Annotated in this window: 11 protein-coding genes; 7 read left to right on the top strand and 4 right to left on the bottom strand. The window is 64.4% G+C overall.

Features of this window, described 5'->3' with window-relative positions:
• The first annotated feature begins 7 nt into the window (after positions 1-7).
• The 4 genes from KCG88_RS18720 (at position 8) to KCG88_RS18705 (ending at position 3,304) form a co-directional block, all read left to right on the top strand.
• Positions 8-553 carry a hypothetical protein gene (locus KCG88_RS18720; protein WP_047289762.1) on the top strand — a complete coding sequence of 182 codons (546 nt, stop codon included), beginning with the start codon at positions 8-10 and terminating at the stop codon, positions 551-553.
• 174 nt (positions 554-727) lie between these two features.
• Positions 728-2,323: a GMC family oxidoreductase gene (locus tag KCG88_RS18715; RefSeq protein ID WP_210712866.1), complete on the top strand. Its 1,596-nt coding sequence runs from the start codon at positions 728-730 to the stop codon at positions 2,321-2,323.
• Positions 2,324-2,438: 115 nt separating this feature from the next.
• Entirely contained in the window at positions 2,439-2,918 is a 480-nt protein-coding gene (coaD, locus tag KCG88_RS18710; RefSeq protein ID WP_003176711.1) for a pantetheine-phosphate adenylyltransferase, read from the top strand.
• A 134-nt stretch (positions 2,919-3,052) separates the two neighbouring features.
• Complete coding sequence (locus tag KCG88_RS18705; protein ID WP_047289765.1) at positions 3,053-3,304, top strand: YfhL family 4Fe-4S dicluster ferredoxin; 252 nt, start codon at positions 3,053-3,055, stop codon at positions 3,302-3,304.
• A 63-nt stretch (positions 3,305-3,367) separates the two neighbouring features.
• On the opposite strand, the gene mutM is transcribed toward KCG88_RS18705, so the two are convergent.
• On the bottom strand, positions 3,368-4,180 hold the full coding sequence (gene mutM, locus KCG88_RS18700; RefSeq protein WP_011064043.1) for a bifunctional DNA-formamidopyrimidine glycosylase/DNA-(apurinic or apyrimidinic site) lyase: 813 nt from the start codon (positions 4,178-4,180) through the stop codon (positions 3,368-3,370).
• A 33-nt stretch (positions 4,181-4,213) separates the two neighbouring features.
• The gene (locus KCG88_RS18695) at positions 4,214-5,026 is read right to left on the bottom strand and encodes an HDOD domain-containing protein (RefSeq protein WP_162865006.1); all 813 of its coding nucleotides are present in this window, start codon (positions 5,024-5,026) and stop codon (positions 4,214-4,216) included.
• A 227-nt stretch (positions 5,027-5,253) separates the two neighbouring features.
• Here KCG88_RS18695 and KCG88_RS18690 point away from each other — a divergent pair, with 227 nt between their 5' ends.
• Positions 5,254-6,450 carry a class I SAM-dependent rRNA methyltransferase gene (locus KCG88_RS18690; protein ID WP_011064045.1) on the top strand — a complete coding sequence of 399 codons (1,197 nt, stop codon included), beginning with the start codon at positions 5,254-5,256 and terminating at the stop codon, positions 6,448-6,450.
• Positions 6,451-6,562: 112 nt separating this feature from the next.
• Positions 6,563-7,756, top strand: a complete 1,194-nt coding sequence (locus tag KCG88_RS18685) for an MFS transporter (protein WP_210712865.1) — start codon at positions 6,563-6,565, stop codon at positions 7,754-7,756.
• Here the strand turns inward: KCG88_RS18685 and KCG88_RS18680 are convergent.
• Positions 7,738-8,304 (bottom strand): hypothetical protein, encoded by a 567-nt coding sequence (locus KCG88_RS18680; RefSeq protein ID WP_210712864.1) that lies wholly within the window; start codon positions 8,302-8,304, stop codon positions 7,738-7,740. The two genes, KCG88_RS18685 and KCG88_RS18680, sit on opposite strands and share 19 nt — an antisense overlap.
• Positions 8,305-8,605: 301 nt before the next feature.
• Here KCG88_RS18680 and ilvD point away from each other — a divergent pair, with 301 nt between their 5' ends.
• Complete coding sequence (gene ilvD / locus KCG88_RS18675; RefSeq protein WP_047289772.1) at positions 8,606-10,447, top strand: dihydroxy-acid dehydratase; 1,842 nt, start codon at positions 8,606-8,608, stop codon at positions 10,445-10,447.
• Between the two features lie 128 nt (positions 10,448-10,575).
• Here ilvD and KCG88_RS18670 read toward each other — a convergent pair whose 3' ends face one another.
• Positions 10,576-11,799, bottom strand: a complete 1,224-nt coding sequence (locus KCG88_RS18670; RefSeq protein ID WP_210712863.1) for an SGNH/GDSL hydrolase family protein — start codon at positions 11,797-11,799, stop codon at positions 10,576-10,578.
• Between the last annotated feature and the right edge of the window lie 2 nt (positions 11,800-11,801).

The following is an 11,801-nucleotide window of genomic DNA, read 5'->3' as shown; positions in this document are numbered from 1 at the left end:
AACAACAATGACCCCTAGCCTGTCTGAAACACCCGTGCTGTCACGGCGCGGCCTGCTGAAAATCGGCCTCTGCGCCAGCGCGTTCCTGGCCACTGCCGGGCTCGGCGCCAGCCTCAGCGGTTGCTCCGCCAGCACGCCCGCCAGCGGTTTCACCATGCTGCGCAGCAATGACCTGCCGTTTTTGCGGGCGCTGATCCCGGTGATGCTCGAAGGCGCCGTGCCGGCGGACAAGATGCCCGCCGCCATCGAGGGCACCCTGGCCAACCTGGACAACGCCCTCAATCACCTGTCGACCGAGATGTTCAAGCTCACCCAGCAGCTGTTCGATGTGCTGGGCATGGCAGTCACCCGAGGCCCGCTGACGGGGATCTGGGGCAGTTGGGAAAACGCCAGCGCGGATGACATCCGCAATTTCCTCAGCCGCTGGGAAAACAGCTTCCTGGCCCTGCTGCGCATGGGCCATGCCTCGTTGCTGCAACTGGTGATGATGGCCTGGTACACCCGGCCCGAGTCCTGGGCCCATTGCGGTTATCCCGGGCCACCGAAGGTCTGACCGACCTTTGTAACCGCTGCCACAGGCTGCGAACGAGCGGGAGGCTCGCGGGGCACTGGGGGAGCGGCTGGAGATCGTCAAGCAAGGCCCTGCGGGCCTTTTCGCAGCTTCGCAGGCTCGGCAGCGGCTACAGTGGATGCGCGCCGAGCCATCAATAATAAGAGAGCACCCGATATGCCTGTACCTGATCTGTTCCGCGAAGGCCTGAATCGTGGCTGGAAAACCTACAACGGCTCGCAGCTGGAGCAGGACCTGATCCTGGAAGCCGATGTTGCCATCATCGGCAGCGGCGCCGGGGGCGGCACCACTGCCGAGATCCTCAGCGCCGCCGGCTACAAGGTGCTGCTGATCGAAGAGGGCCCGCTCAAGACCAGCGACGACTTCAAGATGCTCGAAGACCAGGCCTACACCAGCCTCTATCAGGAGGGCATCGGGCGCATGAGCAAGGATGGCGCCATCACCATCCTCCAGGGCCGCGCCGTGGGCGGCACTACCTTGATCAACTGGACGTCGAGCTTCCGCACACCCGACCCGACCCTGGAGCACTGGGCCCGGGAACACGGGGTGGTGGGCCACAGCTCGGCCGAGATGGCGCCCTGGTTCGAGAAAATGGAACAGCGCCTGGGCGTCGCGCCCTGGGCCATGCCGCCCAACGCCAACAACGACGTGATCCGCAAGGGCTGCGAAGCCCTGGGCTACAGCTGGCACGTAATTCCGCGCAACGTGCGCGGCTGCTGGAACCTGGGCTACTGCGGCCTGGGCTGCCCGACCAACGCCAAGCAGTCGATGCTGGTGACCACCATTCCGGCGACCCTGGAGAAAGGTGGCGAGCTGCTGTACCTGGCCCGGGCGGAGCGCCTGCAGATCAAGGACGACAAGGTCACCGGCCTGCAATGCCAGGCCATGGACGCCCGTTGCGTGGCCCCCACCGGGCGCACCATCACGGTCAAGGCCAAACATTACGTGCTGGCCGGTGGCGGCATCAACAGCCCGGCCCTGCTGTTGCGTTCCGATGCGCCGGACCCGCATTCGCGGCTGGGCAAACGCACCTTCCTGCACCTGGTCAACTTCTCCGCCGGGCAGTTCGACGAGGTGATCAACCCGTTCTACGGCGCGCCGCAGTCGATCTATTCCGACCACTTCCAGTGGCAGGACGGCACCACCGGCAAGATGTCCTACAAACTTGAAGTGCCGCCCCTGCAGCCGGCCCTGGCCAGCACCCTGCTGGGCGGGTTCGGGCCGCAGAGCGGGCTGTCCATGGAGCAACTGCCCCACACCCACGCGATGCTTGCCCTGCTGCGGGACGGCTTTCACCCCGACAGCACCGGCGGCAACGTCGAACTGCGGGGGGACGGTACCCCGGTCCTCGACTATCAGGTTTCACCCTACGCCTGGGACGGCCTGCGCCGGGCCTTCCACAGCATGGCGGAGATTCAGTTCGCCGGCGGCGCCAAGGCGGTCAAGCCGCTGCACAGCGATGCCCGCTTCGCTAAGAGCCTCGACGAAGTGCGGGCGCAGATCGACGGCCTGGACCTGGCCCTGTACCGCACCCGCCTGGGCAGTGCCCACGTGATGGGCGGTTGCGCCATGGGCGAAGATCCGAAGACCGCGGTCACCGACAGCCTCGGGCGCCACCATCAACTGCACAACCTGTCGATCCATGACGGCTCGCTGTTTCCCACCAGCATCGGCGCCAACCCGCAGCTGTCGGTCTATGGGCTCACGGCGCAATTGGCCAGCGCCTTGGCGGAGCGCCTGAAATCTGTGTGAAAAAGCGGGATATTCTCGTCGTCTATAGTGCTTTCTTCCCTAAAAGGCGACTTGGCCGACCGGGAAGGCTGCGATACCATCCGACTCCCCAACGGATTCCCGCCAGGACGACGCGATGAACCGAGTGTTGTACCCAGGTACCTTCGACCCTATTACCAAGGGCCACGGCGATCTGGTCGAACGCGCCTCGCGCCTGTTCGACCATGTGATCATCGCCGTTGCCGCCAGCCCCAAGAAAAACCCGCTGTTCCCCCTGGAGCAGCGCGTGGAACTGGCGCGCGAGGTGACCAAGCATCTGCCCAACGTTGAAGTCGTCGGCTTCTCCACCCTGCTGGCGCATTTTGCCAAGGAGCAGAACGCCAATGTCTTCCTGCGCGGCCTGCGGGCGGTTTCGGACTTCGAATACGAATTCCAGCTGGCCAACATGAACCGCCAGTTGGCCCCGGACGTGGAGAGCCTGTTTCTCACCCCGTCGGAGCGCTACTCGTTCATTTCCTCGACCCTGGTCCGTGAAATCGCTGCCCTGGGCGGTGATATCACCAAGTTCGTGCACCCGGCGGTCGCCGATGCGCTGACCCTGCGCTTCAAGAAATAAGCCGCGCGGCCCCGCACCGGGGCCCTCGCGTGACGTCAGCCATCGCGCCCGCGTGCACTGTGGGCGTCAATACGGCACAATTGCGCGCATTCGTTTTTACATGCCCGGGCCTGCCGCCCAGGCCGGAGTACCCCATGTCCCTGATCATCACCGACGATTGCATCAACTGCGACGTCTGCGAACCCGAGTGCCCTAACGCGGCGATTTCCCAAGGCGAAGAGATCTACGTCATCGATCCGAACCTGTGCACCCAGTGCGTCGGCCACTACGACGAGCCGCAGTGCCAGCAGGTGTGCCCGGTGGATTGCATTCCGCTGGACGAAACCCGCCCGGAAACCGAAGAAGAGTTGATGGCCAAGTACCGGAAGATCACCGGCAAGGCTTGAGTGATATGGCGCCCTTTCGGCTCCCACAAACACCTGTAGGAGCCGGCTTGCCGGCGAAGCTTCTCAGCTCTGGCAACGCGGGCAATAGACACTGGCCCGCTGGCCCAGCTTGATTTCCCGCAGCCCCGTGCCGCAGACCTTGCAGTTCTCGCCGCCACGCCCGTAGACGAATAGTTCCTGCTGGAAGTAGCCCGGCTGGCCATCGCCGCCGATAAAGTCGCGCAAGGTGGTGCCGCCACGCTCGATGGCAGCCGCCAGGATGCGTTTGATCTCGATCGCCAGCTTCAGGTAGCGCGCCCGGGAAATCCCCTTGGCTTCGCGGCGCGGGTCGATGCCCGCGGCGAACAGCGCCTCGGTCGCATAGATGTTGCCCACCCCCACCACCACCGCGTTGTCCATGATGAACGGCTTGACCGCCATGGAACGTCCGCGGGACAGCTGATACAGGCGCTCGCCGTCGAACAGGTCGGTCAGCGGCTCGGGCCCCAGGCGCACCAGCAACTCGTGATTCAGCGGGTCGTGGCTCCAGAGCATCGCGCCAAAGCGCCGCGGATCGGTGTAGCGCAGGGCCAGGCCGGACTCCAGCTCGATGTCCACATGTTCGTGCTTGGCCGCCGGCAGCCCGACCTCCACCAGACGCAGGTTGCCGGACATTCCCAGGTGGCTGATCAGGGTGCCGACCTCGGCATTGATCAAAAGGTATTTGGCCCGCCGCTCCACCAGCACGATGCGCTGCCCGGACAGGCGCACGTCCAGATCTTCGGGGATCGGCCAGCGCAAGCGCCGGTCACGGACGATGACCCGGCTGACCTTCTGGCCTTCCAGATGCGGCGCGATTCCGCGCCGGGTGGTTTCGACTTCCGGTAATTCAGGCATATGCGCCCCTGGTACTCATCGCGAAATGAACGATCAGTGTGCGCCCAGCTCGCGCACGGTTTCCTTGAGGTTCTCGAAGTCGTAGTCCGACAGGCCGACGTAATCGAGAATCAGGTGGCCGATGCTGTTCCACTCGTGGTCTTCCACCTGATTGCCCAGCACCCGGTAGGACGCGCAGATGTGCTCGGCCATCTTGAGGATTGCCAGCAGGTTCTTCAGTTGGCTGTTGCGTGAAGATTCGTCGCTGAAGATCGCCAGGGCGTTGTGGTGGTTGGCGATGGCGTTGGTCACGTGCTCCGGCAGGCGCCAGGACTTGGCGGTGTAGTAGCCGACCACCGCGTGGTTGGTATTGAAGGCACGGTTTTCCGTGTCCACCACCCGCTGCTCCGGGCCGGCGCTGCCGTAGGCCTCTTCCAGCACAGTCATGTAGTCGGGGAAGCGCTTGAGCATCAGCGGCACGCCGCAGTCATGGAACAGGCCCAGGGCATAGGCCTCGTCCACGGCCTGGGAGCCGGTGCGCTTGGCCAGGGTCAGGCAGGTCATGGCCACGTCCTGGGCGGTGTCCCAGAAGCGGTTGAGGGTGACGATGGTTTCGTCGCTCATCTCGCCCTTGATCGACTGCGCATTGATCAGGTTGATGATCGAACGGCTGCCCAGGAGATTCACCGCCCGCTGGATCGAAGCAATCTTGTTGCTCAGCCCGTAATACGGCGAATTGACGATCTTCAGCAGCGCGCCGGACAGGCCCGGGTCCTGGGAGATCAGCTTGGCGATCACCTCCAGATCGGGATCGGGCATGTACTGCTCCATCTGCAAATCCACCATGATTTGCGGTTGGGGCGGCACGCTGATGCCTTGCAGGGCCTGTTGAATCTGTTCGGCTGATAGCTCTTGGGACATAAGTACACGCTCTGGGTGAGCCGGGGATTCTAACCTCTAACACGGGAATGTTGGGCGACCGGACAGGAACTTTACCCAATGGTTGCGGCAAAGGGCTCGCGCCGCAGGTCCATTGGCCATCGCTTGCGCCCCGCGACGGGGTATAATCGCGCCCTTTTTTCCGGAGCGACGTCATGTCCCTGCCAAGCCTGCGCCTCAAAGCCAACGCCGATCGCCGCCTGCGCGCCGGCCACCTGTGGGTCTACAGCAACGAAATCGATGTAGCCGCCACCCCTCTGCACGGCTTCAAGGCAGGCGACCAGGCAGTGCTGGAAGCCGCCGGCGGCAAGCCCCTGGGCGTGGTCGCCATGAGCCCGAACAACCTGATCTGCGCCCGCCTGCTGTCGCGCGATGCCAAGCTGGCCCTGGACAAGTCGCTCTTGGTGCACCGCCTGAATGTGGCCCTGTCCCTGCGCGAGCGCCTGTTCGACAAGCCGTTCTACCGCCTGGTGTACGGCGACTCCGACCTGCTGCCGGGCCTGGTGGTCGATCGTTTCGGCGACATCCTGGTGGTACAGATCGCCTCCGCGACCATGGAAACCCACAAGGACGACATCATTGCCGCCCTGACCCAGGTGCTCAAGCCCAGCGGCATCCTGTTCAAGAACGACTCCGCCGCCCGTGACGCCGAAGGCCTGGGCCGCTACGTCGAAACCGTGTTCGGCCTGGTGCCGGAGTGGGTCGCCCTGGAAGAGAACGGCGTGAAGTTCGAAGCCCCGGTGATCCAGGGCCAGAAAACCGGCTGGTTCTACGACCACCGCATGAACCGTGCCCGCCTGGCGCCTTATGCCAAGGGCAAGCGCGTGCTGGACCTGTACAGCTACATCGGCGGCTGGGGCGTGCAGGCCGCGGCTTTCGGCGCCAGCGAAGTGTTCTGCGTCGACGCCTCGGCCTTCGCCCTCGACGGCGTGGAGCGCAACGCCGCGCTGAACGGCTTTGCCGAGAAAATGACCTGCATCGAAGGCGACGTCTTCGAAGCCCTGAAGGAACTCAAGGCCAGCGAAGAGCGCTTCGACGTGATCGTTGCCGACCCGCCCGCCTTCATCAAGCGCAAGAAAGACCTGAAGAACGGCGAAGGCGCCTACCGCCGCCTGAACGAGCAAGCCATGCGCCTGCTCAACAAGGACGGCATCCTGGTCAGCGCTTCGTGCTCGATGCACCTGCCCGAGGACGACCTGCAAAACATCCTCCTGACCAGCGCCCGCCACCTGGACCGCAACATCCAGCTGCTGGAGCGCGGCGGCCAGGGCCCGGACCACCCGGTGCACCCGGCCATCCCGGAAACCCGCTACATCAAGAGCATCACCTGCCGCCTGCTGCCCAACAGCTGAGCCCGGGCCGCTGGCCATTCCCGCCCAGCGCGGGATGGCCAGCGCCTCCGATTGACTTTGCAAGGCCACGGCTGGATTCTCGTCCCCCTCTCAAGGATCGAGACTCCGCACCATGGGCCGCTCCCCCGCCGCCGCGAAAAAGACATCGGCAATCATCCTGCTGATGACCATGACCCTGCTCGGGGTCTTTCCGCTGGATGTCATCCTTCCCTCGTTTCAAGCCCTGGCAGAACGCTTTCAGACCTCCAGCGCTGATATCGCGCTGTCTATCAGCCTGTTCGCCATTGGCTTGTCGTTTTCCCTGATGGTGGTGGGACCGCTGTCAGACTCCCTGGGACGAAAGAAGCTGCTGCTGTCCGGCATGGCCGTGGCCATCGCCGGGGCGCTCGGCTGCATCGCTGCCACGCAATATGGCTGGTTCCTGCTGTTTCGTGTGCTGCAGGCCATCGGCTGCGGCTGCTTCGTGCTGTCCCAGGCACTGGTGCAGGACATGTTCACGGGCAAGGAGCAGGAGCGCCTGCGCATCGCCCTGGTCACCGCCAGCGGCCTCTTCATTTCCCTGTCACCACTGCTGGGCACCTGGCTGCAAGCCCGGCTGGGCTGGCAAGGCAGCTTCGAGGTGTTCGCCGGCCTCGGCCTGCTGGTCATCCTCAAGGCCTGTTTCCTGCTGGAAAACACACCGGGTACGGCCTCGGCACGTCAGCACAATATCCTCGCGGCCTACCGGCTGGTGTTTGCCGACCTTTCGTTCGTGGGCTACTGGCTGATCTCGGCGCTGGCCTTCGCCTGCCATTTTTCGTTCATTGTCACTTCACCGATCATTTTCATGGAGCAGTTGCAGCTCTCGCCGTACCACTACTCCCTGGCGCTGCTGCTGTACGGCGCCGCCTACATATTGGGCGGTGTGGGTGCCGGGGTGATGAACCGCTACCTGCAGGCCAGCACCCAGATCGTCACCGGGCTGGGGCTGATCGCCCTGTCCGGCCTGCTGATGCTGCTGTTGCAGCAGTTAGAGCCGTCCGTGGCCACGGTTCTGGTGCCGATGATCGTCTGCACCGCCGGCACCACCATCACCCGCCCGGTGGCGACCTCGCGGGCCATGGGGATTTTCCCGCACAACGCCGGAACCTCGGCCTCGGCGGGCAACATGCTGATCTTTATCAGCGGAGGCCTGATCAGCGGCTTCATCAACTTGAGCACCAACAACCTGGTGACGGCCCTGGGCCTGTGCTTCCTGGTGCTGAGTGCCATTGCCCTGGGCCTGAACAGCCTGGCCAACCGCCGTTATCAGGGCGCTTGCGTCTGAAGGTCGCGCAAACGGCACAAATCCCTGAGGTACAGGACGAAGGAGAATGCCAGGGGGGGGCCGGTGAAGTAGCGCAGGGACATGAACCCGCTCTTGAAGGGGTCCAGGTGCTGCTCGCGGGTCCAGAAATCGAACAACGCCTGCACCAGCCACGCCGCGCCAAGAGCCACCAGCATCCAGGCTCCGTCCCCCAACAGCCGTCGTTTAAAACCGTCACGTCCCGGCAGCCAGCTGGCGCTGAGCAGCGTCATCAGCAGCAGGAACGCCACCACGCTATAGATCACCCCGGGGGTGAAGGGCAACTCACTGCAGGCCTGCACCACCACCGCCGCCGCAAAGGCCAGCAACAGCGCGGCCTTCCAGGTGCGCCACTGGCGCCGCTGCCCGGCCAGCAGTTGCACGAAGCCGCCGCCCGTCAGCAGCGCAGCTCCCACCACGGCGATGGCAGTGCCGGGCCAGTCGCTATAGAGCACCAGCCACATCAGCAACAACCCTTGCAGCAGGCCAATGCCCAGGTAGAACCTCAGGGATCGCATGTTCGCGGACATTCCAGCTCCATTGGAAGGTAATCGAAGGGCGGCGAGTCTAAACCAGGATGGCAGCGTCCGGTGATATCCAGGCAATCAACGCCACAGAGCGGCACCGGCATTCCTTCCTGACGCCAGCGGTGTAGAATCGGCGAATTCATCGCCAGTCATCCCCCGGCGGGTTTATGAGCTCAGGCTGAGGCGCGCGGCGATCCCGCGGCGTCATCGGCAGCTTTCGGACACACGGCCATTTCTGAGTGTTCCCGAGGTCAATAGAAGCTCACTCCCCATTTGTTACCTGATTAGCCGCCCGGAGTGCTCCATGCCTGATTACCGCTCGAAAACATCCACCCACGGCCGCAACATGGCCGGCGCCCGCGCCCTGTGGCGCGCCACGGGGATGAAAGATGCCGACTTCAAGAAGCCGATCATCGCCATTGCCAACTCCTTCACCCAGTTCGTCCCGGGGCACGTGCACCTGAAGGACCTGGGCCAACTGGTGGCCCGCGAGATCGAACGCGCCGGTGGCGTGGCCAAGGAATTCAACACCATCGCCGTGGACGACGGCATCGCCATGGGCCATGACGGCATGCTGTATTCCCTGCCGAGCCGCGAGATCATCGCCGACTCCGTGGAGTACATGGTCAACGCCCACTGCGCCGACGCCATCGTCTGCATCTCCAACTGCGACAAGATCACCCCCGGCATGCTGATGGCCGCCCTGCGCCTGAACATTCCGGTGATCTTCGTCTCCGGCGGCCCGATGGAAGCCGGCAAGACCAAGCTCGCCTCCCACGGCCTGGACCTGGTAGACGCCATGGTCATCGCCGCCGACTCCAGCGCTTCTGACGAGAAGGTTGCCGAGTACGAGCGCAGCGCCTGCCCGACCTGCGGTTCGTGCTCCGGCATGTTCACCGCCAACTCCATGAACTGCCTGACCGAAGCCCTGGGGCTCGCCCTGCCGGGCAACGGCTCGACCCTGGCCACCCACAGCGACCGCGAAGAGCTGTTCCTGCGGGCCGGGCGCACCATCGTCGAACTGTGCCAGCGCTACTACGGCGACAACGACGAGTCGGTCCTGCCGCGCAACATCGCCAACTTCAAGGCGTTCGAGAACGCCATGACCCTGGACATCGCCATGGGCGGTTCCACCAACACCATCCTGCACCTGCTGGCCGCCGCCCAGGAAGCCGAGATCGACTTCGACCTGCGGGACATCGATCGCCTGTCGCGCCACGTGCCGCAGCTGTGCAAAGTGGCGCCGAACATCCAGAAGTACCACATGGAAGACGTGCACCGCGCCGGGGGCATCTTCAGCATCCTCGGCGAACTGGCCCGTGGCGGCCTGCTGCACACCGACCTGCCCACCGTGCACAGCAAGACCCTGGCCGAGGGCATCGCCCAGTGGGACATCACCCAGACCACGGATGAGGCCGTGCATCACTTCTTCAAGGCCGGCCCGGCGGGCATCCCGACCCAGACCGCGTTCAGCCAGTCGACCCGTTGGGACAGCCTGGACGACGACCGTGAAAACGGCTGCATCCGCAGCGTCGAACACGCCTATTCCAAGGAGGGCGGCCTGGCCGTGCTCTACGGCAACATCGCCCTGGACGGCTGCGTGGTGAAGACAGCCGGCGTCGACGAGTCGATCCACGTGTTCGAAGGCAACGCCAAGATCTTCGAAAGCCAGGACAGCGCCGTGCGCGGCATCCTCGCCGACGAGGTGAAGGAAGGCGACATCGTGATCATCCGTTACGAAGGTCCGAAAGGCGGCCCGGGCATGCAGGAAATGCTCTATCCGACCTCCTACCTGAAGTCCAAGGGCCTGGGCAAAGCCTGCGCCCTACTCACCGACGGGCGTTTCTCCGGCGGTACTTCGGGCCTGTCCATCGGCCACGCCTCGCCAGAAGCGGCAGCCGGCGGCGCCATCGGCCTGGTGCAGGACGGCGACAAGGTACTGATCGACATTCCCAACCGCTCGATCAACCTGTTGGTCAGCGATGAGGAACTGGCGGCCCGCCGTGTCGAGCAGGACAAGAAAGGCTGGAAACCAGTGGAAGCACGCCCACGCAAGGTGACCACCGCGCTGAAGGCCTACGCCCTGCTGGCCACCAGCGCCGACAAGGGTGCGGTGCGCAACAAGGCCATGCTCGACGGCCTGTGATCATCGCCTGCCAATGAAAATGCCCCGCCAAGTGCGGGGCATTTTTTTTGACCTTGCATCGCCCTGGCGGACGCCTTTGCTGGCAAGCCAGCTCCTACAGCAGCATTCGGGGAGCCGGCTCCGAGTTCTCAGGGCATGCGTTCGCCCAATTGCCCGCGCAGGAAGCGATACAAGCCATCGGCGCTCTTGCGGTAACCATCGGCGGTCAGGTGGATCAGGTCGTTGCGGGCCAGGTCACTGCTCTGCCATTTGCTGATGGAGCAATCCCCCCCCATAAACGCCTGCCAGTCCCAGAACAGGGTACGACTGTTCTTCGCCACGTCCTTCTGGATCTGGATGATCTGCCGCAACGGCTGGGGTTGGGAGGCTGCGCAGCTGCCAGCATTGCGGCGTTTGATGGAATCCGGCGGCCCCACCAGCAAAATCACGGTCTTGGGCAGGTTCTTGCGCAACAGCGCGACCTTCTCCTGCAACTGGCTGCGGTAGAGCTGCAGATCCAGGTCGTCGTCGAAGGCTTCGTTGGTGCCGTAGGCCAGCACCACCATGTCCGGGCGCAGGGCCTTGAGGGCTTCCAGCCAGCCGGGCTGCCACTTGTCCAGCACGTCCAGGCGCGCGCCGTTGATCCCCAAGGCGGAATAGATCACCCCGGCACTCTTCTGCCCGAGGATGTTCCAGCCGCCCAGGGCCAGGCCCTGGTTATTGGCCACGTTCAGGTCCAGGGGCAGGGTCAGGTTGTTGAACGGCGGGCTGAAGCGCCACTGCCCCCCCGTAGCGGCCAGCATGCGGCTGCTTTTGTTGAGGTTGTCCCGGGCAGTCAGGGTGCTGTTGCTGGACGCCTGGTACAGCGCGGAAATCCGGTACTGCTGGTTGCTCGGCTGGCGTTCGGCGATATGCACCCGCGCGCCTGGGGTCAGGGGCAGCGACAGGTAGCCGCCCAGGGGAAACTGGTTGCTCTGCTGGTTGCGTGCCGATACCAGGGACCACTGGCGCTTGGCGGCACCGAGAATCACCCGCTCATAGCGGGTGCCGGGCACCGGCGTGGCTGCCACGAAACCGATGCCGCCATCGCCGTATTGCGCCTGCAGCAGGCGCCGCACCTCACCGCTGAACAGGTCGGCGGCGGTGTGGGAGTCGCCCAGTTGCACAATGGTGATAGGGGTGCGGTTGGAGGTGCTGAATTTGCGTGCCAGCAGCGCCAGGTTCGGGTCGGTCCCGGTGGTCAGGACTTTGTTCGCCTTCATCCCGGACTTGGCCAGCGCCGAAGCGGGAGTGGCCTGGACCTCGGTGGTCGGGCTGCAACTGCTCAGCAAGGTGATGCCCAGCAACAGCGCAATGCCTTGCAGTCGCCCCATGG

The organism is Pseudomonas sp. MWU349, from assembly GCF_017947325.1.
GTDB lineage: Bacteria > Pseudomonadota > Gammaproteobacteria > Pseudomonadales > Pseudomonadaceae > Aquipseudomonas > Aquipseudomonas protegens.
This window is presented reverse-complemented; position numbering and strand designations above follow the sequence as displayed.